General features: G+C 53.3%; 21 protein-coding genes and 1 riboswitch. Of the genes, 10 read left to right on the top strand and 11 right to left on the bottom strand.

Going from position 1 to position 23,911, the window contains the following annotated elements:
* The first annotated feature begins 38 nt into the window (after nucleotides 1-38).
* Together NSCA4_RS0106020 and prmB are read left to right on the top strand one after the other, a co-directional pair.
* Nucleotides 39-437, top strand: a complete 399-nt coding sequence (locus tag NSCA4_RS0106020; RefSeq protein WP_016687295.1) for a c-type cytochrome — start codon at nucleotides 39-41, stop codon at nucleotides 435-437.
* A 138-nt stretch (nucleotides 438-575) separates the two neighbouring features.
* The gene (prmB, locus tag NSCA4_RS0106025) at nucleotides 576-1,475 is read left to right on the top strand and encodes a 50S ribosomal protein L3 N(5)-glutamine methyltransferase (RefSeq protein WP_029609575.1); all 900 of its coding nucleotides are present in this window, start codon (nucleotides 576-578) and stop codon (nucleotides 1,473-1,475) included.
* 81 nt (nucleotides 1,476-1,556) lie between these two features.
* Here prmB and NSCA4_RS0106030 read toward each other — a convergent pair whose 3' ends face one another.
* The 4 genes from NSCA4_RS0106030 to NSCA4_RS0106045 form a co-directional block, all read right to left on the bottom strand.
* Complete coding sequence (locus NSCA4_RS0106030) at nucleotides 1,557-1,751, bottom strand: YbdD/YjiX family protein (RefSeq protein ID WP_003744600.1); 195 nt, start codon at nucleotides 1,749-1,751, stop codon at nucleotides 1,557-1,559.
* Nucleotides 1,741-3,822 (bottom strand): carbon starvation CstA family protein, encoded by a 2,082-nt coding sequence (locus NSCA4_RS0106035; RefSeq protein WP_016687297.1) that lies wholly within the window; start codon nucleotides 3,820-3,822, stop codon nucleotides 1,741-1,743. Before NSCA4_RS0106035 ends, NSCA4_RS0106030 begins: the two co-directional genes overlap by 11 nt.
* 288 nt (nucleotides 3,823-4,110) lie before the next feature.
* Nucleotides 4,111-4,239 (bottom strand): hypothetical protein, encoded by a 129-nt coding sequence (locus NSCA4_RS16030; RefSeq protein WP_255265283.1) that lies wholly within the window; start codon nucleotides 4,237-4,239, stop codon nucleotides 4,111-4,113.
* 14 nt (nucleotides 4,240-4,253) lie between these two features.
* Entirely contained in the window at nucleotides 4,254-5,294 is a 1,041-nt protein-coding gene (locus NSCA4_RS0106045) for a zinc-dependent alcohol dehydrogenase family protein (RefSeq protein WP_016687299.1), read from the bottom strand.
* Between the two features lie 161 nt (nucleotides 5,295-5,455).
* Here NSCA4_RS0106045 and mutY point away from each other — a divergent pair, with 161 nt between their 5' ends.
* Together mutY and NSCA4_RS0106055 are read left to right on the top strand one after the other, a co-directional pair.
* Nucleotides 5,456-6,535, top strand: coding sequence for an A/G-specific adenine glycosylase (mutY, locus tag NSCA4_RS0106050; protein ID WP_016687300.1), 1,080 nt, complete (start codon nucleotides 5,456-5,458; stop codon nucleotides 6,533-6,535).
* Between the two features lie 78 nt (nucleotides 6,536-6,613).
* A complete protein-coding gene (locus NSCA4_RS0106055) occupies nucleotides 6,614-8,083 on the top strand; it encodes a protein adenylyltransferase SelO (protein WP_016687301.1) in 1,470 nt (489 codons plus the stop codon).
* A 144-nt stretch (nucleotides 8,084-8,227) separates the two neighbouring features.
* On the opposite strand, the gene NSCA4_RS0106060 is transcribed toward NSCA4_RS0106055, so the two are convergent.
* Nucleotides 8,228-8,974, bottom strand: coding sequence for an amino acid ABC transporter permease (locus NSCA4_RS0106060; protein WP_016687302.1), 747 nt, complete (start codon nucleotides 8,972-8,974; stop codon nucleotides 8,228-8,230).
* A 360-nt stretch (nucleotides 8,975-9,334) separates the two neighbouring features.
* On the opposite strand from NSCA4_RS0106060, the gene trhP reads away from it, so the two are divergent.
* The 3 genes from trhP to NSCA4_RS13840 all read left to right on the top strand — a co-directional run bounded on the left by trhP (nucleotide 9,335) and on the right by NSCA4_RS13840 (nucleotide 11,532).
* On the top strand, nucleotides 9,335-10,687 hold the full coding sequence (trhP, locus tag NSCA4_RS0106065) for a prephenate-dependent tRNA uridine(34) hydroxylase TrhP (protein WP_016687303.1): 1,353 nt from the start codon (nucleotides 9,335-9,337) through the stop codon (nucleotides 10,685-10,687).
* Between the two features lie 407 nt (nucleotides 10,688-11,094).
* Entirely contained in the window at nucleotides 11,095-11,292 is a 198-nt protein-coding gene (locus tag NSCA4_RS0106070; protein WP_016687304.1) for a CsbD family protein, read from the top strand.
* Nucleotides 11,293-11,373: 81 nt separating this feature from the next.
* Nucleotides 11,374-11,532 (top strand): DUF1328 domain-containing protein, encoded by a 159-nt coding sequence (locus tag NSCA4_RS13840; protein WP_016687305.1) that lies wholly within the window; start codon nucleotides 11,374-11,376, stop codon nucleotides 11,530-11,532.
* A 121-nt stretch (nucleotides 11,533-11,653) separates the two neighbouring features.
* Here the strand turns inward: NSCA4_RS13840 and gcvP are convergent, their stop codons facing one another.
* The 4 genes from gcvP to gcvT all read right to left on the bottom strand — a co-directional run bounded on the left by gcvP (nucleotide 11,654) and on the right by gcvT (nucleotide 16,923).
* Nucleotides 11,654-14,506: an aminomethyl-transferring glycine dehydrogenase gene (gene gcvP / locus NSCA4_RS0106080; protein WP_016687306.1), complete on the bottom strand. Its 2,853-nt coding sequence runs from the start codon at nucleotides 14,504-14,506 to the stop codon at nucleotides 11,654-11,656.
* 151 nt (nucleotides 14,507-14,657) lie between these two features.
* Nucleotides 14,658-15,209 (bottom strand): DNA-3-methyladenine glycosylase I, encoded by a 552-nt coding sequence (locus NSCA4_RS0106085; RefSeq protein WP_016687307.1) that lies wholly within the window; start codon nucleotides 15,207-15,209, stop codon nucleotides 14,658-14,660.
* Nucleotides 15,210-15,316: 107 nt separating this feature from the next.
* Nucleotides 15,317-15,703, bottom strand: coding sequence for a glycine cleavage system protein GcvH (gene gcvH / locus NSCA4_RS0106090; protein ID WP_029609577.1), 387 nt, complete (start codon nucleotides 15,701-15,703; stop codon nucleotides 15,317-15,319).
* Between the two features lie 119 nt (nucleotides 15,704-15,822).
* On the bottom strand, nucleotides 15,823-16,923 hold the full coding sequence (gcvT, locus tag NSCA4_RS0106095) for a glycine cleavage system aminomethyltransferase GcvT (RefSeq protein ID WP_016687309.1): 1,101 nt from the start codon (nucleotides 16,921-16,923) through the stop codon (nucleotides 15,823-15,825).
* A gap of 207 nt (nucleotides 16,924-17,130) precedes the next feature.
* Nucleotides 17,131-17,227: riboswitch (glycine riboswitch) on the bottom strand.
* Nucleotides 17,228-17,436: 209 nt separating this feature from the next.
* Between gcvT and NSCA4_RS0106105 the strand changes: the two genes are divergently transcribed.
* The gene (locus NSCA4_RS0106105) at nucleotides 17,437-17,922 is read left to right on the top strand and encodes an Lrp/AsnC family transcriptional regulator (protein ID WP_016687311.1); all 486 of its coding nucleotides are present in this window, start codon (nucleotides 17,437-17,439) and stop codon (nucleotides 17,920-17,922) included.
* 414 nt (nucleotides 17,923-18,336) lie between these two features.
* Here the strand turns inward: NSCA4_RS0106105 and NSCA4_RS0106110 are convergent, their stop codons facing one another.
* A complete protein-coding gene (locus tag NSCA4_RS0106110; protein WP_016687312.1) occupies nucleotides 18,337-19,752 on the bottom strand; it encodes a DEAD/DEAH box helicase in 1,416 nt (471 codons plus the stop codon).
* A gap of 458 nt (nucleotides 19,753-20,210) precedes the next feature.
* Between NSCA4_RS0106110 and NSCA4_RS0106120 the strand changes: the two genes are divergently transcribed.
* On the top strand, nucleotides 20,211-20,453 hold the full coding sequence (locus NSCA4_RS0106120) for a hypothetical protein (RefSeq protein WP_016687314.1): 243 nt from the start codon (nucleotides 20,211-20,213) through the stop codon (nucleotides 20,451-20,453).
* Between the two features lie 192 nt (nucleotides 20,454-20,645).
* On the opposite strand, the gene NSCA4_RS0106125 is transcribed toward NSCA4_RS0106120, so the two are convergent.
* Entirely contained in the window at nucleotides 20,646-21,287 is a 642-nt protein-coding gene (locus NSCA4_RS0106125) for a GrxB family glutaredoxin (RefSeq protein WP_029609578.1), read from the bottom strand.
* Nucleotides 21,288-21,588: 301 nt separating this feature from the next.
* Between NSCA4_RS0106125 and NSCA4_RS0106130 the strand changes: the two genes are divergently transcribed.
* Nucleotides 21,589-23,802 carry a RelA/SpoT family protein gene (locus NSCA4_RS0106130; RefSeq protein ID WP_016687316.1) on the top strand — a complete coding sequence of 738 codons (2,214 nt, stop codon included), beginning with the start codon at nucleotides 21,589-21,591 and terminating at the stop codon, nucleotides 23,800-23,802.
* Nucleotides 23,803-23,911: the final 109 nt, after the last annotated feature.

Genomic DNA, 23,911 nt, shown 5'->3' on the forward strand with positions numbered 1-23,911 from the left:
TAAAACAAAAACATCCCGACCATCTGCAAGGACAAACCATGAAAACCATCCACATCCTGACACTTGCCGCACTCTCCTGCTTTTCCGCCTCAACCTTCGCCTCCGATGCCGCACAGATGGCGCAAGGGCAGAAAATTTACGAAACCAACTGCGCCGCCTGCCACGGTAAAAAAGGTGAAGGCAGAGGCGCAATGTTTCCTCCCCTGTTCCGTTCCGACTACATCATGAAAAAACCGCAGGTACTGTTGAACAGCATGCTCAAAGGCATCAACGGCCCGATCAAGGTTAACGGCAAACCGTACAACGGCTTCATGCCCGCAACAGCCATCAACGAAGCGGACGTAGCAGCAGTTTCGACCTACATCATGAATGCATTTGATAACGGCGGCGGCACCATCACCGAAAAAGATGTGAAAGCAGCAAAAGGCAAAAAATAACCGCCCCCGCACTCAAGAGGTCGTCTGAAACCATGCTTTCAGACGACCTCTGTTATAATCGTTCCGCTTCGCAATAAATGACTTCCCGATTCCGCCGCCCGAAGGACGGTGTTCCGACCATTAAGGATTTAGATGAATATGTTTACCCAAGCAGCCCAAGAATTGACCACCGTCCGCGACATCCTGCGTTTCGCCGTCAGCCGTTTAAACGATGCCGGTTTGTTTTTCGGGCACGGCTCGGACAACGCACACGACGAAGCCGCCTACCTGATCCTGCATACCCTCAACCTGCCCTTGGACACGTTGGAGCCTTACCTCGACGCCAAGCTGCTGCAAAGCGAGAAAGAAGAAGTGTTGGCAGTGCTGGAACGCCGCGCAGTCGAACACATCCCCGCCGCCTACCTTACCCATCAGGCATGGCAAGGCGATTTCGATTTTTATGTTGACGAACGCGTCATCGTACCGCGCTCGTTTATTTACGAGCTGCTCGGCTACAACCTTACCCCTTGGATAGAACACCCCGAATTGGTTCACCGCGCATTGGATTTGTGTACCGGTAGCGGCTGCCTCGCCATTCAAATGGCACACCACTACCCCGCCGCTGAAATTGACGCCGTCGATTTGAGTTTGGATGCGCTGGAAGTAGCCGCCATCAACGTTGAAGATTATGGTTTGGAAGAGCGCATCAACCTGATTCACACCGACTTGTTCGAAGGATTGGAAGGCACATACGACCTGATTGTTTCCAACCCGCCCTACGTCGATGCCGAATCGGTCGATATGCTGCCCGACGAATACCTGCACGAACCCGAACTCGCCTTGGGCAGCGGAGAAGACGGTTTGGACGCCACCCGCCAAATCCTGCTGCACGCCGCCAAATACCTGAATCCCAAAGGCGTACTGTTGGTCGAAATCGGACACAACCGCGACGTATTGGAAGCCGCCTATCCCGAGCTGCCGTTCACTTGGCTGGAAACCAGCGGCGGCGACGGATTCGTATTCTTACTGACCCGCGAGCAGCTATTGGGCGAATACTAACCCGTTCTTTTTCAAGCAGCATTGATATAAAAAGGTCGTCTGAAAACTTTCAGACGACCTTTTTTTCAACCGTTCAAGCGATTAGCAACATCTTCCGCCGTTTGCACCGCAGCGGCGTTTGCGACAGTAGTCTTGAAATTGCAGCTCGGTCATGACAGGGGCGTTGGGATTATGTTTGCGTTGTTGTGCAACGTAGTTTTCATAATCGGGCACGCCTGCCATGAGGTTGGCGGTAAGTTTGGCGGTTTTCCACCAAGCGGCGAGTTTACGCTTCACTTTGTGCCTCCGGTTGTTTGCCGTCGCGGTACACCGCCGGAATTTCTTTAGCGGTCGGCCAACCGACTTTGCGTGCTTTCATAGCGGTACGCACGCCGTAGATGGCAACGACGACGACGACGGAGAGGAACAATGCGGTCAGACCGGCATTGATCTGGTCGTTGAAGATGATTTGCGACATTTCGCCGATATCTTTAGCGGGCGCGAGGACTTCGTTTTTAGCCAATGCGTCGCTGTATTTGCCGGCATGGGCAAGGAAGCTGACGCGCGGGTCGCTGTGGAACAGTTTTTGCAGACCGGCGTAGCAGGTTACAAACAGTACGCCGACGGCAGGAACGAGTGCCACCCAGACATAACGGTCGCGTTTCATCTTAATCAACACAACGGCACACATAATCAAGGCTACGCCTGCCAGCATTTGGTTGGCGATGCCGAACAAAGGCCAGAGCGAGTTGATGCCGCCCAACGGGTCGGTCACGCCGGTGTAGAGGAAGTAGCCCCACAATGCCACGGCGAAGAAGGTCGCAATCAGGTTGGCAGGGATGGAGTCGGTGTTGCCGAAAGGTTTGTAGAAGATACTGCCCAAGTCTTGAATCATGAAACGTGCGACGCGTGTACCGGCATCGACGGCGGTCAGGATGAACAAGGCTTCAAACAACAGGGCAAAGTGATACCAGAATGCCATCATGGCTTCGCCCGGAATCAGGCGGCTCATGATGTGTGCCATACCAACTGCGAGGGTAGGCGCACCGCCCGCGCGGGAAAGGATGGTGTTTTCGCCGACTTCCTTAGCGGTATGCAACAGGGTTGCGGCATCGACAGGGAATTGCAGCTTGGTGGTAATCACTTCGGCGGCGGTATTGGCATCTGTACCGATCAGGGCGGCGGGGCTGTTCATGGCGAAGTACACGCCGGGATCAAGCGATGCGGCAGCGGCAAGCGCCATAATGGCCACGAAACTTTCCATCAACATACCGCCGTAACCGATCATGCGGACGTGGGTTTCGTTTTCGAGCATTTTCGGCGTGGTACCGGAAGAAATCAGCGCGTGGAAGCCTGAAACCGCACCACAAGCGATGGTGATGAAGAGGAATGGGAACAATGCGCCTGAGAATACCGGGCCGGAACCGTCGATAAAGTGTGTCACAGCAGGCATTTGCAGCGCAGGGCTGACGATGAGGATGCCGATGGCGAGTGCGACAATCGTACCGATTTTCAGGAAGGTAGAGAGATAGTCGCGCGGAGTCAGCAGCAGCCATACCGGCAATACTGATGCCACGAAGCCGTAAATCATAATCGCCCAAGTGAGCTGGATGCCGTCAAGGTCAAACCAGTGACCGATGGAGCTGTGCGCCACATTGTCGCCGTAAATGACCGCCAGCATCAGTAGGATAAAGCCGACGATGGAAATCTCGCCGATTTTGCCCGGACGGATATAACGGGTGTAGATACCCATAAACAGCGCAATCGGCATGGTGGCGGCAATCGTAAACGTACCCCAAGGGCTGTGAACCAGTGCTTTCACCACAATCAGCGCCAACACCGCCATGATGATGACCATAATCATCAAAATGCCGATGGACGCGATCACGCCGGGTACAGTGCCGAGTTCTTGTTTTACGATATCGCCCAAAGACTTACCGTCGCGGCGCATGGAGACGAACAAGACCATCATGTCTTGTACCGCGCCGGCAAACACTACGCCGAAGATAATCCACAGCGTACCCGGCAGATAACCCATTTGCGCAGCCAGTACGGGACCAACCAAGGGGCCTGCGCCCGCAATCGCGGCAAAGTGGTGTCCGAACAATACGCCTTTGTGTGTCGGCACATAGTCCAAACCGTCATTGTGCCGTTCGGCGGGCGTGAGGCGGTTCGGATCAAGCTGCATCACATATTTGGCGATGTAGAGACTGTAAAAACGGTAGGCGATGCAGTACACCGATACGGCGGCGGTGACCATCCATACCGCACTGACCTGCTCGCCCCGACTGAGAGCCAGAGTGGTAAAGGACGCTACGCCGACCAAAACCACAATGCCCCAAATGAGGAACGTTTTGAGCGATTTCATTGTTTAATCCTTAAAATACAAGAGGGAGAATGTTCGGGTTCTTATTGTTGCGGAGGGACAAACTGCATCCCGAAGCATTTATGGAAGAAAAAAATGAAGCGATGATGGTGCGGGAACCCTGGCTTGAAATAATTAATAAACAAGGGAACTAAAGTCCTAGAATGTTAACTATTATCAAGCCTAGCGTAAGGTTAACACAATCCGATAACGTGCGGGCTAGATTTAACTCAAATAATCGTCATTCATTACGATGTTACCGTGCATTTCTTGACAAATTCTTTACAAATACTATAAAGCCACACTACCCGCTTGCATACGTTTAAAAGGATAACGCCATTCCAATCCAATCAGTCCCATAAATAAAAAGGTCGTCTGAAAACCTGTTTTCAGACGACCTCTATCTTTTTTAAAACTCAATAATCTGCTTCAAATCAATCCGCTTCCAAAACCACTTTCATGGCTTGGTTTTCAGCGGCGTGTTTGAACACGTCGTAGGCTTTTTCCAATTCGCTGAATTTGAAACGGTGGGTCAGCATTTTGGTGTAATCGACGGAGCTGCTGGAAATTGCCTTCATCAGCATTTCGGTGGTATTGGCGTTTACCAAGCCGGTTGTGATGGCGAGGTTTTTAATCCAGAGTTTTTCCAGTTTGAAATCAACGGATTGACCGTGTACACCGACAACGGCGATATGACCGCCCGGTTTGACGATGTCTTGGCACATATTCCATGTGGCGGGGATACCGACGGCTTCAATGGCGCAGTCCACGCCGTCTTCGCCGACGATGGCAAAGACTTGTTTGGAGACGTCGCCTGAAGTGGGGCTGATTGTATGGGTCGCGCCCAATTCTTTCGCCAGTTTCAAACGGTTTTCGTCCATATCGCAAACGATAATGGCGGCGGGGCTGTACAGTTGGGCGGTCAACAGGGCGGACATACCGACAGGGCCTGCGCCTGCGATGAATACGGTGTCGCCGGGTTTGACATCGCCGTATTGCACGCCGATTTCGTGGGCGGTCGGCAAGGCATCGCTCAACAGCAGGGCGACTTCTTCATTGACGTTGTCGGGCAGCGGAACAAGGCTATTGTCGGCATAAGGCGTGCGGACGTATTCGGCTTGCGTGCCGTCGATCATGTAGCCCAAAATCCAGCCGCCGTTACGGCAGTGTGAATAGAGTTGGATTTTGCAGTTGTCGCAAGTACAGCATTTGCTGACGCATGAAATAATGACTTTATCACCGACTTTGACGTTTTTTACAGCCTCGCCGACTTCTTCTACAATACCGATGCCTTCATGGCCGAGAATACGGCCGTCGGCAACTTCGGGGTTTTTGCCTTTCCAAATGCCCAAGTCGGTACCGCAAATCGTGGTTTTGACGATTTTCACCACTGCGTCGGTCGGATCGATAATCTGCGGACGGGGTTTTTCTTCAAAACGGATGTCGTTTGCGCCGTGATAAACCATTGCTTTCATGCTGATACTCCTTGCTTGTTGATAAATAATTTCAATACCGCAATAAAGTCTCTTTATATGAGTTATATACCCCTACAAAAAATAAGTCAATAAGAATTATTTTCACGATGTTATACCATAACATACTGTTTTAAATATAAATAAACCCCCGATTGATATTAATGAACACACCCATCCCCTTCTCCGAACGGCTCATCCGCTGGCAAAAACAACACGGTCGCCACCACCTGCCTTGGCAAGTGCAAAGCCCTTATTGCGTCTGGCTTTCCGAAATCATGCTCCAGCAGACGCAGGTCGCCACCGTTTTAGACTACTATCCGCGTTTCTTGGAAAAATTCCCGACCGTACAAACGCTTGCCGCCGCGCCGCAAGACGAAGTGTTGTCGCTGTGGGCGGGTTTGGGCTATTACAGCCGCGCGCGCAATCTGCACAAAGCCGCGCGACAAGTCGTCGAAGAATTCGGCGGCACGTTTCCATCCGAACGCAAAGACTTGGAAACCCTCTGCGGTGTAGGCAGAAGCACCGCCGCCGCCATTTGCGCCTTCGCCTTCAACCGCCGCGAAACCATTTTGGACGGCAACGTCAAACGCGTACTCTGCCGCGTGTTCGCCCGCGACGGCAATCCGCAGGACAAAAAATTTGAAAACTCGCTCTGGACGCTTGCCGAAAGCCTGCTGCCGTCTGAAAACTCCGATATGCCCGCCTACACACAAGGCTTGATGGATTTGGGCGCGACCGTGTGCAAACGGACAAAACCCCTGTGCCATCAATGTCCGATGGCAGACATCTGCGAAGCAAAAAAGCAAAACCGCATTGCCGAGCTGCCGCGCAAAAAAACCGCCCCCGAAGTACAAACCCTGCCGCTTTATTGGCTGATTGTCCGCGACCAAGACGGTGCAATCTTGCTGGAAAAACGCCCTGCCAAAGGCATTTGGGGCGGGCTGTATTGTGTACCGTGTTTTGAAAAATTGGACGAAGCATACACTTTCGCCGAGAAGCTCGACATTGTTTCAGAGTGCGCAGCCTCTCCGTGGGACGACCTTTCCGAGCAACCCGCCCTCACCCACCGCCTGACGCATCGTTTATTGATGATTACGCCGTTGGAAGCGCAAACCAGCTCGTCTGAAAATACGGCCTTGCCGCCAAACTGCCTTTGGGTTAAACCCGAAAATTTGGCGGATTACGGTTTACCCAAACCGCTGGCGGATTATTTGAAACAACGGCAGCAGGCATTGTTTTGAAAATGCTTGAAAATCAAACAGGCAGCATCCAACTCTAAAACACAATAAACATATCCGTACGCCCCCATCAGGAATCCCATGCACACCCTTCCCCTGCTTACCCAACAATTCGCCGAACTCTCGCCGTTTTTCTATTCCCGCGTTTCCCCTGAGCCGCTGACCGCGCCCTACTGGGTCACCTTCAACACCGATTTGGCGGCAGAGTTAAATCTGGATACAGATTTTCAGACGACCTCCATCCTTGCCTACCTCAGCGGCAACGCGCCGCAATACGCACCCGCTCCTATTGCCAGTGTTTACAGCGGCCATCAGTTCGGCGTTTATACCCCGCGCCTCGGCGACGGGCGCGCGCTCCTGATTGGCGATTCCGTCGATACCGCAGGGCAACGCCAAGAGTGGCAACTCAAAGGTGCAGGCAAAACACCCTATTCCCGCTTTGCCGACGGGCGCGCCGTCTTGCGCTCCTCCATCCGCGAATACCTCTGTTCCGAAGCCATGCACGGTCTCGGCATCCCCACAACCCGCGCCCTCGCCCTGTGCGGCAGCAACGATCCCGTTTATCGGGAAACCGTCGAAACTGCCGCCGTCCTAACCCGCATCGCCCCGAGCTTTCTGCGTTTCGGCCATTTCGAATACTTCTATTACACCGGCCGCGAAGCCGAAATCCAGCAACTTGCCGACTACCTCATCCGGCATTACTACCCCGACTGCCAAGATGCCGACAATCCCTACGCCGCCCTGTTGGCACAAATCCGCAACCGCACCGCCGATACTGTCGCCGCATGGCAAAGCGTCGGCTTCTGCCACGGCGTGATGAATACCGACAACATGTCCGCACTGGGGCTGACCATAGACTACGGCCCCTTCGGTTTCCTCGACGACTACGACCGCCGCCACATCTGCAACCACTCCGACACCCAAGGCCGCTACGCCTACAATGCCCAGCCCTTCGTCGCCCATTGGAATTTCGCCGCCCTCGCTTCCTGCTTCGACGCCCTCGCCCCACACGACACCCTCGAACAGCTCATCGACGGCTGGACAGAAGTTTTTCAGACGACCTATTTAGAAAAAATGCGCTGCAAACTCGGTTTGCAGCAAGCAGACCAAAGAGACGACGAAAGCCTTATCGCCGACCTCTTCGCCGCCTTGCAAGACCAAAAAACCGACTTCACCCTGTTTTTCAGAAACCTGTCCGAAGTCAGCAATACGCACGGCGAATCCCTCCCGCCCAAACTCGAACAAACCTTCAAAAACGGCGTTCCGCCCGCCTTCATCCGCTGGCTCGGACGCTACCGCCAACGCCTGCGCGCCGAAAACAGCGATCCCGCCGAACGCGCAATACGCATGAACCGAACAAATCCGCTCTACATCCTGCGCAACTACCTTGCCGAACAAGCCATCGCCCAAGCCCGAAACGGCGACTACCGCGAAATCGAACGCCTGCGCAGCTGCCTCGCCCGTCCCTTTGATGAACAGGCAGAATTCGCCGACCTTGCCGAACCGCCGCCCGAAGGCAGCATTCCGGTTTGCGTCAGTTGCTCAAGTTGAATAAGGTTTCCCACAAGGCAAAGGCGACATCGCCCTATTCGGTCTGTAAGCCCTAAAAACTAAAAGGTCGTCTGAAAACCCAAATCGGTTTTCAGACGACCTTTTGACATTACCCTAGCCGAAAACAATCGGCTTATTCGGAAATCAACGATGCTGCGGGTTGTAACGGTTTTCCAAGCGCAGGAACACCCAGCCCAAGAAAGTCGTCATCATGAGATAAATCAGCGCGACGGTATAGAGCGGTTCTTCATAAACAGAATAGCGACCGCTAATCGTACTTTGCACATAAGCCAGCTCCGCCACAGCGATGACGGATAAGAGCGAACTGTCTTTCAAAAGCGTAATAAATTCGCTGGCAAGCGGCGGCAGCATACGGCGCAACGCCTGCGGAAGAATCACATAGCGCATCGCCTGCGGATAAGTCAGACCCAGCGAACGCGCTGCTTCCATCTGACCGCGGTCGATGGACTGGATGCCCGCGCGGAAAATCTCGCAGATATACGCGCCGGAGTTGGCAATCAAGGCAAGCGAACCGGCAATCAGCGCGCCGTAAGAACGTCGGATGTCCACCGCCTGATCGCCGTTAATCAGCAAACCATCGGTAGGATGGACGAAAAATGGGAACCAGACGTAAGACCAAATCACAATCTGCACAAACAGCGGCGTACCACGGAACAGCGTTACATACAGCAACGAAACCTTACGCAAAACCCAAGCCAGCGCGCGCATGGGCGCACCCGCCTTTTCCAGATGAATCAAGCGCGCCAGCGCGAGCAGCAGACCCAATACGGAGCCGCCCGCCGTCGCCACTACGGTCAAACCCAGCGTCGTCAGCGCGCCGTAGAAAAACATCCAGCGGTATTCGTAAATAATGTCAAACCGAAAATCCATACTCGTCCGCCTGTCTAAAACTCTGGGAAACGGATTGCGGCAGCCGCCCGATTCCCGAACATTGGAAAAATGAAACTCGATATTTTACAAGAAAATACATTATTTGAATGCCTTTTTGTTAAATTAATCGGGTTGCCGTCCGTTTTTTTACATTTCCCCATCCGTAGTGTTTATCCGCTTATTGCCACTCGAAAACCCGTTTTCCTCTGAAAAAACAACGCAAAACAATCCCGATATGCCGCCGCAAAATTGACCGCCCCGACAAAAAGGCGGATAATCCGCCCATCCTTAAAACACCGTTTCAGACGACCTTTTCCCGTGATTTAAAAGGTCGTCTGAAACCTTTTATAAAGCACGAACATGAAAGCACCCGAACTCCTCCTTCCCGCCGGCGGCCTCGAACGTATGCGCGCCGCCTACGACTACGGCGCAGACGCCGTTTATGCCGGCAGCCCGCGTTATTCCCTGCGCGCCCGCAACAACGAATTTGCCAAACTCGACGTCCTCGAACAAGGCATTAAAGAAGCGCACGAGCGCAACAAAAAATTCTTTTTGACCGTCAACACCCTGCCGCACAATTCCAAACTCAAAACCTTCGTCGCCGACATGGAGCCGCTGATTGCCATGAAGCCTGACGCGCTGATTATGGCGGATCCGGGTTTGATCATGACCGTGCGCGAAAAATGGCCGGAAATGCCGATCCACCTGTCCGTACAGGCAAACACCACCAACTACTGGGGCGTGAAATTCTGGCAGAACATCGGCGTCGAACGCATCATCCTGTCGCGCGAATTGAGCATGGAAGAAATCGCCGAAATCCGCCAAGAATGCCCCGACATCGAACTCGAAGTCTTCATCCACGGCGCATTGTGCATCGCCTACTCAGGCCGTTGCCTGTTGTCAGGCTATTTCAACCACCGCGACCCTAACCAAGGTACCTGCACCAACTCCTGCCGCTGGGACTACAAAGTCCATAACGCCACTGAAAGCGATGCGGGAGACGCCCAGCTTCTACAAGGCTTCAACTTTGAAAAAGCCCAAGAAGAAGCCAATCAAAACTTCGAAGGCATCAACGGTCAGAAACGCCACTCCTACGCCGACAAAGTCTTCCTGATTGAAGAGTCCAACCGCCCAGGCGAAATGATGCCGATTATGGAAGACGAACACGGCACCTACATCATGAATTCCAAAGACCTGCGCGGCATCGAAGTCGTCGAGAAACTCGCCAAAATCGGTGTGGACAGCCTCAAAGTCGAAGGCCGCACCAAGTCGCTCTACTACGTCGCCCGCGTCGCCCAGTCCTACCGTAAAGCGATTGACGATGCCGTCGCAGGCCGTCCGTTCGACTACGGCTTGTTGAGCGAACTCGAAGGCCTCGCCAACCGCGGCTACACCAGCGGCTTCCTCGAACGCCACCAAACCCAAGACTACCAAAACTACCTCAGCGGCCATTCCACTGCCAAACAAAGCCAATACGTCGGACACGTTACCGAAATCGACGCCGAAGGCTGGGCAACGGTGGAAGTCAAAAACCGCTTTGCCGTCGGCGACACCTTAGAAATCATCCATCCCGAAGGCAACCAAACCATCAGGCTGGAACAAATGACCCGCAAAGGCGCAGCCGTCGAAGTCGCCCCGGGCAACGGCATCCAAGTCAAAATCCCGAATATGCAGGGCAAAGAAAAAGCCTTGCTGGCGCGGGTCATCAAATAATCAAAAGGCCGTCTTATCAAAAGGTCGTCTGAAAAATTTTTCAGACGACCTTTTGTCTTTTCCGACTCCAATCCCTTCTCAGCAATCTATAAATGAACGGCTTTAATATTGAATAAACGGTTGTAAAATAACTCTGAATATTAATATATTCTTAATTTTTTCATGTTGATTTAAAAGTAAAATTTAACCTAGGAGCGACTAATTAATAAAATGTAGGCATTTTTCAAAACTTAACAAATAAGCACAACTCATTGATTGTCAGATAAATTAGTTGAATCATTTATTGTAAATCAACATTTCCATAACTTGCGCCATACTTGCCAACAAACAAATTCTCAGTTAATGTTTTGTGTAAGCGGTTACATCCGTGAGTATTCTATTAGTCAATAACATAGGATGGTATAGCCATGAATGAAGATATTATCAAAGGCAAATGGGCACAGCTCAAAGGTAAAGCCAAAGAAAAATGGGGCGAATTGACCAACGATGATTTGGATGTAATCGAAGGCAAACGCGACCAATTGGCCGGTAAAATCCAAGAACGTTACGGTCGTTCAAAAGAAGAAGCCGAAAAAGAAGTTGATGACTGGCTGAACGAAAATTAATATCAAACCCCACTAACACTAAAAAACGGTCGGGGGTTTCTCTCTGACCGTTTTATCATTGAAAATCCGAAAGGAATAATTATGCTTCATTATGCAGTAGTCTTCTTCGTCATTGCCCTCATTGCAGCCTTCCTTGGCTTTGGCGGCATTGCAGGTAGCGCGGCAGGTATTGCTAAAATCCTGTTTATCTGTTTCTTGGTTTTAGCTGTGTTGTCTCTGATTTTTGGCAAGAGAAGATAATTAAAACCTAATAATTTAAATAATAAAGTAAATCGTAAACAATTTTCTTACGAAATATTTTGTTGTTTATGAAAACAAAGGTCGTCTGAAATTTTCAGACGACCTTTCTTCATGTCAAACCTTAATCTTCATACGCTTCCATCGGCGGGCAGGAGCAGACCAGATTCCGGTCGCCATACACGTCGTCCACGCGGTTGACACTCGGCCAGAATTTGTTTTCACGCACGAAAGGCAGCGGGAAGACGGCTTCTTCACGGGAGTACGGATGCGCCCATTCGCCGGTTACGTCGGCGGCGGTGTGCGGGGCGTTGACCAGCGGGTTATCGTCTTTCGGCCATTCGCCGCTCTCGACTTTCAACACTTCCTGCTTGATTTGTTTGAGGGCGGCGATGAAGCGGTCGAGTTCGGCTTTGCTCTCGCTTTCGGTCGGCTCGATCATCAGCGTGCCGGCAACGGGGAAGGAGACGGTCGGGGCGTGGAAGCCGTAGTCCATCAGGCGTTTGGCGATGTCGGTTTCGGTGATGCCGCTTTCGGCTTTGAGCGGACGCAAATCGACGATACATTCGTGCGCGACGTGGCCGTTTTTGCCTGTGTAAAGGACGGGATAGTCTTCGCTCAGGCGTTTGGCGACGTAGTTGGCGTTGAGCAATGCCCAGCGCGTCGCCTGCTCCATGCCTTGTTTGCCCATCATGGTCAGGTACATCCAGGTAATCGGCAGGATGGACGCGGAGCCGAAGGCGGCGGAGGAAACGGCGGTTTGACCGGCACTTGCGCTGTGTGTGTCGGTTAACACATGGCCTGGAGCAAACGGGGCGAGGTGGGCTTTCAGACCGATGGGACCCATGCCCGGGCCGCCGCCGCCGTGGGGGATGCAGAAGGTTTTGTGCAGGTTCATGTGCAATACGTCCGCGCCGACTTCGGCGGGCTGCATGATGCCGATTTGGGCGTTGAGGTTGGCGCCGTCCATGTAAACCTGTCCGCCGTTTTCATGGATGATGCGGCAGATGTCGCGGATGCCTTCTTCGTACACGCCGTGGGTGGACGGGTAGGTAATCATGATGGCGGACAAGGCGTCGCGGTGTTGTTCGGCTTTGGCTTTCAAATCGTCGATGTTGACGTTGCCGTGTTCGTCGGTATCGACGACGACGACTTTCAAACCGAGCATGGCGGCAGTGGCGGGGTTGGTGCCGTGGGCGGACTTGGGAATCAGGCAGATGTTGCGGTGCGCTTCGCCTTGGGCTTCCTGATAGCGGCGGATGGACAGCATACCGCTGTATTCGCCCTGCGCGCCGGAGTTGGGCTGGAAGGAAATCGCGTCAAAACCGGTGATGGCTTTCAGGCTGTTTTCCATGTCGGTCAGGAGTTCGCGGTAGCCGGCGGTTTGGGTTTCGGGGGTGTAGGGGTGGATGTCGGAGAACTCCGCCCAAGTAATCGGCAGCATTTCGGCGGTGGCGTTGAGCTTCATGGTGCAGCTGCCCAGCGAAATCATGCTGCGGTTCATCGCCAAATCGCGGTCTTCGAGCTTTTTCAGGTAGCGCAGCATTTCGTGTTCGGTGTGGTAACGGTTGAACACGGGATGCTGCAAGATATTGTCTTGGCGCAGGAATTCGGTTTTCAGACGACCTTTGACGTCGTCTGAAAGCGTGAAGGTGTTGTTGCCGGTGAAGGCGTAGTACAACACGGCAAGGTCTTCGCGCACGGATGTTTCGTGGAAGGCGGCGGCGATTTGGGTGTCGCTGACGCGGCGCAGGTTGTAGCCCAGTTCCAAAGCGGTTTGGAACGCTTTGTCCGCTTTTTCTTTGCTGCCGAAATCGACGGTAACGGTATCGAAGAAGACTTCGTGAAGCACTTTCAGGCCGTCTGAAACCAGCGCGTCGGCAAAGGCGGAAGCCAGCGCGTGAATGCGGTTGGCGATGCGTTTCACGCCTTCGGGGCCGTGATAAACGGCGTACATGCCCGCCAAGTTCGCCAGCAATGCCTGCGCGGTACAAATATTGGACGTGGCTTTTTCGCGGCGGATGTGTTGCTCGCGGGTGGACAAAGCCATGCGCAGCGCGGGTTTGCCCGATGCGTCTTTGGATACGCCGATGATTCGACCTGGAGCGGAACGTTTGAACTCGTCTTTAAACGCGAAATAAGCGGCGTGCGGACCGCCGAAGCCCATCGGTACGCCGAAGCGTTGGGTGTTGCCCAACGCGATGTCCGCGCCCAATTCGGCAGGCGATTTCAGCAAGACCAAGCTCATGATGTCGGCGGCAACGGCAACAATCGTGCCTTTGGTTTTCAGACGACCTATAACGTACTGCAAGTCTTGCACATCGCCGTCTTTGCCGACGTATTGGAACAGCGCGCCGAAGTATTCGCCTTCATCCGCTTTGGCAAAATCACCGACCACCAGCTCGAAGCCGAAATATTTGGCGCGGGTTTTCATTACGCCCAAAGTCTGCGGATAGACGCGCTCGTCCACGAAGAAGCGTTCGGATTTCACCTTGCCCACACGGTGCGCCATCGCCATCGCTTCAGCGGCGGCGGTTGCTTCGTCCAACAAAGATGCACCCGCCACGGGGAAGCCGGTCAAATCGAGGCACACCTGCTGGAAGTTCAACAAGGCTTCCAAACGACCCTGCGCGATTTCTGCCTGATAAGGCGTGTAGGCGGTGTACCAGCCCGGATTTTCCAACACGTTGCGCAAAATCACGTTCGGCACGCGGGTCGGGTAATAGCCCAAACCGATATAGGATTTGTTGACCACGTTTTTCGCCGCAATGGCTTTCAGCTTCGCCAAAGCATCCGCCTCGGTCAGGGCTTCGGGCAGGTCGAGTTCGGACGGCATACGGATGCTTTGCGGCACGGTGTTGCCGACAAAATCGTCCATGCTTTTCTCGCCGAGCGCTTCCAAAAGCGCGGCCTCGTCGCCGAAACTCAAATGACGCGCGGCAAATTCGTTGGGGTTGAACAGTTCGGATAGTTTCATTTCTACTCCTTCGGTGTTGTAGGAATCTGCCGCGAAGGCAGGTGTTTTGGTTTTCAGGTGTTTTGGTTTTCAGACGACGTTTGGATTAGTGAGGTCGTCTGAAAACATTTATTTAAAAATAAATACGGTAAGTGATATCAAAAACTTGTTTTCAGACGACCTCTGTCCATTTCGGGCGACTTTCCAAAACTTCTTGATAAACCGGACAGCTTTCAATATGCGCGCCGGGCAGGTAGCCGGTACTCATTAAAAATTCGCCGACGATTTCGCCGCCGACAAATCTGAAATGTTTTTTAAAGAGCTTCACCCACTCGGCTTTATCGAGCGGATGGTTCGTATCGAGCCAGTGTTTGAACGAGCCGTATTCCTGTTGCAACTTTTTGATTTGTCTAGCATTGTAAATAGCGGCATTGATTTTCAGGCGGTTGCGGACGATGCCTGCGTCGGCAAGCAGGCGTTCGATGTCGGTTTCGTCGAATGCGGCGACAGCGTCAATGTCGAAATCTTTAAATGCAGCCCGAAACGCCTGTTGTTTCTTCAGCATCAATGTCCAGCTCAGACCCGCCTGATTGATTTCCAACACCAGCCGTCCGAACAACTCATTGTCGTCTGAAATCGGAAAACCGTATTGCTTATCGTGGTAATGTTTGTTCGGATTGTCCGTATTGCTCCGAAGGGCGGCAACAAATTCGCAGTAATTCATGTTTTATCGGTCAAGCGAAACAAAAGTCGTCTGAAAACCTAAAACGGGGTTTCAGACGACCTTTCAAAATCAAAACGCGGCAATATGCCTGCCGCGCCATTTTAAAATCAATCTACTTCGCCCGCGTATTGTTCGGCGGTCAGCAGGCCGTCGTAGTCGGCAGGATTGGCAGGTTTGATTTTGAAAAACCAGCCTGCGCCGTAAGGGTCGCTGTTGGCGGTTTCCGGCGCGCCGGGCAAATCTTCGTTGACGACAACGACTTCGCCTGCAATCGGCGCGTACACGTCGGACGCGGCTTTCACAGACTCAACCACACCGGCTTGCTCTTCGGCGGCAAGGTTCGCACCGACTTCGGGCAGCTCGACGAACACGATGTCGCCCAACAACTCTTGCGCGTGGTGGGTAATGCCGACGGTAATCGTACCGTCTTCTTCAAGGCGCAGCCATTCGTGGCTGGCAACGTATTTCAGTTCGGCTGGGATGTTGTTGCTCATGGTTTGATTCTCCATTGGTTTTTTGGCTTAAAGAGTGAAGCCTTCGGATATGATCGACAGGCTGTTCTACGTTTGTTTTCAGACGACCTTAACTTTGGCAAAGGTCGTCTGAAACCGCATCAATCAAACTGTTTCTGTCCGTTGCGTACAAACGGCAGCTTCAATACGCGCACGTCCACTTCCTTACCGCGCATCAGCACTTTGGCGGTATCGCCGTCAAAATCTTTCGGTACGCGGGCGATGGCGATGGATTGTTTCAGGCTGGGCGAGAATACGCCGCTGGTGGTTTCGCCTTTGCCTTTGTCGGTCAACACTTCCATATGCGCGCGCAGGATGCCGCCTTTGTCGAGCAGCAAACCGACTTGTTTGACGGCAACGCCTTTTTCTTTCAATGCCAACAAGGCGGCTTTGCCGACGAAATCGCGGTTTTCGTCTTTCAAATCAACGGTCCAGCCCATGCCTGCTTCGAGCGGGCTGGTGTCGTCGTCCATATCGTTGCCGTAAAGGTTCATACCGGCTTCCATGCGCAGGGTGTCGCGCGCGCCGAGGCCGCAGGGCTGTACGCCGGCTTGTTGCAGGGCTTTGAAGAATGCGACGGCTTCGGTACCGGGCAGGATGACTTCGACGCCGTCTTCGCCGGTGTAGCCGGTGCGGGCGACAAACCAGTCGTTGCCCAAATCCACGCCTTGGAACGGTTTGAGGTTGTGGACGACATCCGCCCATTCGGGTTTGACGGTCAGGAGTTTTTCAATGGCTTTAGGGCCTTGTACGGCAAGCATACCGAGGTCGTAGCGCGGATTGAAGGCGACGCCGAATTCTTGTCCGACTTTGTGGAACTGGGCGGTGTCTTTTTCGCGGGTCGCACCGTTGGACACGATGCGGTATTGGGTCTCGGCTTCGTTGGTGCGGTAAACGATCAAGTCGTCAATCACACCGCCGTTGTCGTTGAGCAGTGCGGAATAAAGGGCTTTGCCGACGAAAGCGAGTTTGGCAACGTCGTTGGCAATCAGTTTGCGGAAAAAGGCTTTTGCATTCGCTCCGGCGACGTCGGTAACGAGCATATGGGATACGTCGAACATACCGGCGTCGGTGCGCACGGCTTCGTGTTCGGCGATTTGCGAACCATAATGGATGGGCAGCTCCCAGCCGGCAAAATCGACCAACTTCGCGCCTGCATCTTGATGGGCTTGGTGAAACGGGGTGGTTTTCAGGGCAGTCATTCTCAGCTTCTCCGGATTTATTGTTCAGATGCCGTCCGCACAAGATGCGCGGAAGACCCTATCTGTCCTTGAACCTGAGATTTTCGGCCGTATCCGCTTGATGGCAAACCAGTCTGCTCACTGCTTTGCGCGGCTGTCTGAATGGTGGTTCAGACGACCTTCTCCCCTTCGGTGGGTGCGATCGCGCACCGCTCTCCAGATGTTTTATTTCAATGTGCAGTCCCTGTTGCCTGAGCGATTTAAGGGCATCTGCGCCTTCGGCGGCTACATGTAACCTGATGTAACTCTCTCCTGCACATGGTTCGATTATGGCTTGAAAAGGCAGTTTGGGCAAGCTTTCCATTTGAAATAAAACCGTTGTAAAAATCTCTAAAATTGCAAGCCGTTTGACACATATTATACCGACAAACCACCCGTCATTAGAGCATAATATGTTAAAAACAATTTATTCAGGATATAATTCCATGAAATCAACTAGCCGACCCGGCAAGCGGGTTCGGAGAAAGAAAGCAAATGACCCAGCAGATTACTTTGGATAAAACCGATTTGAAAATTTTACAGGTTTTACAGGAAAACGGACGTCTGACCAATGTCGAGCTGGCGGAACGCATCTCCCTCTCTCCCTCGCCCTGCTTACGCCGCCTCAAACAACTGGAAGACGCAGGCATCATCCGCCGCTATGCCGCCCTACTCTCTCCTGCAGCCGTCGATTTGGGCTTACAGGCGTTTATCCGCGTTTCTATCAGCAAAGCAAAAGACGCACGCGAAGATTTTGCGCAATCGGTACAAGGATGGCCGGAAGTATTGAGCTGCTTCGCCCTCACCGGTGAAACCGACTACCTGCTCCACGCATTTTTTACCGATATGAATGCTTTTTCCCATTTCGTCTTGGATACACTCCTTTCCCACCACGGCGTACAGGACGCGCAATCAAGCTTCGTATTGAAAGAAATCAAAACCACTACCTCCCTGCCGCTTTCGCATTTGGTACGGGAATAGGCAGATCTTCAAAAAAGGTCGTCTGAAACCTGATTCTTAGGCTTCAGACGACCTTTTTTACCGTACTATTTTCACAACAAAATACACGCTTCCGTAGATTGTTTAGGAAATTACAGAAAGGCCTATCAAGCAATAACTGTCCCTCCATTCATTCGCAGGCCCAATATCCTGTATAGTGGATTAACAAAAATCAGGACAAGGCGACGAAGCCGCAGACAGTACAGATAGTACGGAACCGATTCACTTGGTGCTTCAGCACCTTAGAGAATCGTTCTCTTTGAGCTAAGGCGAGGCAACGCCGTAGTGGTTTAAAGTTAATCCACTATATTTTTTCGAACCCGCTATTTTCCCGACACCAAAAGGTCGTCTGAAAACGTTTTCAGACGACCTTTGGGGTTTGATGGACAACCGGCTTTATTTCGTACCGTAATTGGGTTGCAGCAGGGCGCAGGGTTGGCGTTCCCTGCGGCTGCGGCGGCTTCGTCCGGCGATGGTGCCGCAGGCGGCGCCGGGATCAGCTTTGTCCGCTTGGGGGGATTTGTCGCCGCGGTCATTACGCTCGTTACGTTCATTGCGTTCGCTGCGGTTGTTCCGTTCGGAACGGTTTCTGTCGCTGCCGCGGCTGCGTGTTGGGGCGGCTTGGGTGTCTGCGGCGGCATCGCCGTCGGCGTCCGCGCCCCACCAGTTCGGCTCGAAGCCTTCGATGCGTTCGACTGCCAAGTCGTTGCCGGTCAGCTCTTTGATGGCTTCAAACATTTTCTGTTCGGTTTTATCCATCAGGGAAATGGCGACGCCGTCCGCGCCTGCTCTGCCGGTGCGTCCGATGCGGTGGACGTAGTCTTCGGGCTGGGTCGGCAGTTCGTAGTTGATGACGAAGGGCAGCTCGGCGATGTCCAGTCCGCGTGCAGCGACGTCGGTGGCAACAAGAACGCGCAGGCTGCCTTCTTTGAAGGCGTTGAGGGTTTCGAGACGGCTTTGCTGGGATTTGTCGCCGTGGATGGATTGGGCGGCGAGGTTGCGGCGCATGAGGTCGCGGGTCACTTGGTCGACGCTTTGTTTGGTTTTGCAGAATACGATGACTTGGTTCATCTGCAAATCGACAATCAGCCGCTCTAAAAGATTGCGTTTTTTGAGTGCGTCAACGGCGATGATGTGCTGCTCGACATTGGCGCTGGTGGTGTTTTGCGCGGCGACTTCGACGATTTCGGGCGCATTCATGAAGTCTTTGGCGAGTTTGCGGATGGGCGGGGCAAACGTTGCGGAAAAGAGCAGGGTTTGGCGTTGTTTAGGCAGCATCTGCATGATTTTGCGGATGTCGTCGATGAAACCCATATCCAACATGCGGTCGGCTTCGTCGAGAACGACGATTTCGACTTTGTTTAAATTGATGTTTTTTTGTTTGACGTGGTCAAGCAGCCTGCCGACGGTGGCGACGACGATTTCGCAGCCGGCGCGCAGGTCGGCGGTTTGTTTGTCCATGTTGACGCCGCCGAAGAGGACGGTGTGGCGCAGCGGCAGGTTTTTGATATAGCCCTGCACGTTTTGGTCGATTTGGTCGGCGAGTTCGCGCGTCGGGGTCAACACGAGCATACGCACGGGGTGCATCGCGGGCGAGGTGCTGGCGGTGGCGTAGCGTTTGAGGCGTTCCAGACTGGGCAGCATAAAGGCGGCGGTTTTGCCCGTACCGGTTTGGGCGGCGGCGAGTAAATCATGACCGGCAAGTGCTTTGGGAATGGCGGCGGCTTGGATGGGCGTCGGTTTTTCGTAACCTTGCGCGGTCAGTGCGGAAACGAGTTCGCTGCCCAGCCCGAGTGAGGCAAATGGATTCATGGCGGTATCTTTCTGTCCAGACGGGATGCGGCATGCCGCGTGGGGTCGTCTGAAACGGGAGGATGTTTTGATGATGTGTTTTATAGGATGCCGCCGGCAAAGTGTGCGGCCGGTGTACGGCAAACCGCAGAAAATGAATGTGGTTTCTGCGGTATGGAAAGGTAAGCGGGATTATGCCATAAAACCCCTGCGCCGCCTAACGGCAGGCGGGCGGAGCATGATTGTTCGGCTGTGTTGCCGAGTCGATAAGGGAATTTTTTACATTGCGGTGTCGTTGGCGTTTATGTTCCTTAAATTCATGAAACCGCTTATCATTTTCTGACGGCATTTACTGTCATAGTTCAAACTTATCAAAAACTTTCATATGTAAATGAAACTAAATCGTACTAATGGGACTCTGTTTTGGGACAGACGCAAATTTGCGCTGTAAACCATCAATCACAATAGGAATATACGACATGAAAACTTTATTGATCGCCGTTGCCGCTGCAAGTCTGATGCTGGGTGCCTGCTCTAGCAGCAAAACTTCTGAAGAAGCAAAAACCCCTAGCGTTAGCGTTGAAGAAGCAATTGCTCAATGTCAACAAGCTTCCGGTGCAAACCAAGACCGCGCCGTGTTCGATGCATGTATGAAAGACAAAGGCTACCAACGCAGCGCCGCTGAAGGTGGTGCCGCTGCTTCCGCACCTGCCGCACAATAAGCACAGCTAGGAATTATTGATGTATCACCCGATCTGTTCGGGGTCATACATCAACAATTTCCCGCCATGCTTGCCCCGCCTGATTGCATTCACTCCCGGAAGGTAGGGCGGGGATAAACGTAAAGGTCGTCTGAAACCTGATTTTGGGTTTCAGACGACCTTTGCGTTTGTTTTATCCGGCAGATTCGGTTATTACAAGGCGCGGTCAAAATACAGCGGCACGCCCGATGCTTCGCTCATGCGCAGCAGGTAATCCATAATCTTTTGCGGCCACTCGATACCGCGCACGATGGTCAGGTTGCGCAGTATCGGGAACACCAACACATCTTCCATACCGGCTTCACCGTTCAAGCCCGTGCCGCCTTCGGCCATCAGCGTTTCCAGTTCCGCCAAATCCTCGTGCAGCCGTTCCACATACTGACCGGTTTTGTCCAAATTGGTGGCAAAGCTGCCGATGTTTTTCTCTTTTTTGTCCGTGAAATATTTCACCGCTTCCGGCGTTTCAAATTCGGGCAAACCGATTTTCACGACGCGCGGATGGACGAGTTTGGTGTTGTAGCCGCCCACCTTGTCAAACCATGCCTGTATTTCGGGGCGGATTTCATTTTTCAGACGACCCTCGCGGTCAAGATAGCGGACAACGTCCAAACTCTCGCCCATAAACGAACCGTCTTCTTTTTGCAGGATAGGCACTTGTTTCGCGCCAATCATGCCGATGGGCGTCGCCTCGTCGTCGTTTGCCAGCACGACTTCTTCAACGTCCGCGCCCAACAGCCCCGCCGCCATCCGCGCCCGCACACAAAACGGGCAATGGTCGTAAACATACAGCTTCATCGGATACTCCTTGTTATGTTACTCAAACGGACGAACCTTATCACTTAAGGTCGTCTGAAACAACCGCTGACAATCGGTTCGCTTAAAACCGACGCAAAATCGCCGAGTTCAAATCTGATCGAAGAGTTTTTCAGCGTGCCGAACCGTGAAGAGAATCGGTTTCTTAAGTTTAATAGCATCTGCCGTTTAGCTGATTGAAAGCCGATTCGCGATACATACAACATCCCGTAAAACAGCCCGCAAATCCGCTTTACAACCTGTTACAATAAACCTGTTTTTATCGAAACGAAAAGACACCATCATGACCAACACCAGCCCGATTCAAGACACGCAAAGCGCGACTCCGCAAGAATTGCGCGAATGGTTCGACAGCTACTGCGCCGCGCTGCCGGACAACGATAAAAACCTCATCGGTACCGCATGGTCGCTGGCGCAGGAACACTATCCCGCCGATGCCGTCACGCCGTATGGCGAGCCGCTGCTCGACCATTTCCTCGGCGCTGCGCAGATGGTCGATGAACTCGACCTGCTCCCCGATGCCGTCGCCGCGACGCTGCTTGCCGACATCGGACGCTACGTCCCCGACTGGAATCTATTGGTTTCCGAACGCTGCAACAGCACCGTCGCCGAGCTGGTCAAAGGTGTGGACGAAGTGCAGAAGCTCACCCATTTCGCCCGCGTGGACAGCCTTGCCACGCCCGAAGAGCGCGCCCAACAGGCGGAAACCATGCGTAAAATGCTGCTGGCGATGGTCACCGACATCCGCGTTGTGTTAATCAAACTCGCCATGCGCACCCGCACCATGCAGTTTCTCAGCGAGGTTCCCGACAGCCCCGAAAAACGCGCCGTCGCCAAAGAAACCCTCGACATCTTCGCCCCGCTTGCCAACCGTCTAGGCGTGTGGCAGCTCAAATGGCAGCTCGAAGACCTCGGCTTCCGCCACCAAGAACCCGAAAAATACCGCGAAATCGCGCTGCTTTTGGACGAAAAACGCACCGAACGCCTCGAATACATCGAAAACTTCCTCAACATCCTGCGCGGCGAACTAAAAAAATACAACGTCCACTTCGAAGTCGCCGGCCGCCCGAAACACATCTACTCCATTTACAAAAAAATGGTGAAGAAAAAACTCAGCTTCGACGGGCTGTTTGACATCCGCGCCGTGCGGATTCTGGTCGATACCGTCCCTGAATGTTACACCACGCTGGGTATCGTCCACAGCCTCTGGCAGCCCATCCCCGGCGAGTTCGACGACTACATCGCCAACCCCAAAGGCAACGGCTATAAAAGTTTGCACACCGTCATCGTCGGCCCCGAAGACAAAGGCGTGGAAGTGCAAATCCGCACTTTCGATATGCACCAATTCAACGAATTCGGTGTCGCCGCCCACTGGCGTTACAAAGAGGGGGGCAAGGGCGATTCCGCCTACGAGCAGAAAATCGCCTGGTTGCGCCAACTCTTGGACTGGCGCGAAAACATGGCGGAAAGCGGCAAGGAAGACCTCGCCGCCGCCTTCAAAACCGAGCTTTTCAACGACACGATTTATGTCCTGACCCCGCACGGCAAAGTCCTCTCCCTGCCCACCGGCGCAACCCCCATCGACTTCGCCTACGCCCTGCACAGCAGCATCGGCGACCGCTGCCGCGGCGCGAAAGTCGAAGGGCAAATCGTGCCGCTGTCCACCCCGCTTGAAAACGGACAGCGCGTCGAAATCATTACCGCCAAAGAAGGGCATCCTTCCGTCAACTGGCTCTACGAAGGCTGGGTCAAATCCAGCAAGGCAATCGGCAAAATCCGCGCCTACATCCGTCAGCAAAACGCCGACACCGTGCGCGAAGAAGGCCGCGTCCAACTCGACAAGCAGCTTGCCAAACTCACGCCCAAGCCCAACCTGCAAGAGCTTGCCGAAAACCTCGGCTACAAAAAACTCGACGACCTCTACACCGCCGTCGGACAGGGTGAAATTTCCAACCGCGCCATCCAGAAAGCCTGCGGTACGCTGAACGAACCGCCGCCCGTGCCCGTCAGCGAAACCACCATCGTCAAACAGTCCAAAATTAAAAAAGGCGGCAAAACAGGTGTCCTGATTGACGGCGAAGACGGCTTGATGACCACGCTTGCCAAATGCTGCAAACCCGCGCCGCCCGACGATATCGTCGGCTTCGTTACTCGCGAGCGCGGTATTTCGGTGCACCGCAAAACCTGCCCCTCTTTCCAACACCTCGCCGAACACGCGCCTGAAAAAGTGCTGGACGCAAGCTGGGCGGCGTTGCAGGAAGGACAAGTGTTCGCCGTCGATGTCGAAATCCGCGCCCAAGACCGCGCTGGGCTGTTACGCGACGTATCCGACGCGCTCGCCCGCCACAAACTCAACGTTACCGCCGTGCAAACCCAGTCCCGCGACTTGGAAGCCAGCATGAGGTTCACGCTCGAAGTCAAACAGGTCAACGACCTCCCGCGTGTCCTCGCCAGCCTCGGCGACGTCAAAGGTGTGTTGAGCGTCACGCGCTTGTAAGGTGGAACAAAAGGTCGTCTGAAAAACGGATTTTAGGTTTTTCAGACGACCTTTTTATGAGAATACTTGCGAAGATTTAGAGATTTGGCCATTTCGTTGAGTCAACTGC

It is taken from the genome of Neisseria sicca 4320 (assembly GCF_000193735.1).
GTDB lineage: Bacteria > Pseudomonadota > Gammaproteobacteria > Burkholderiales > Neisseriaceae > Neisseria > Neisseria sicca_E.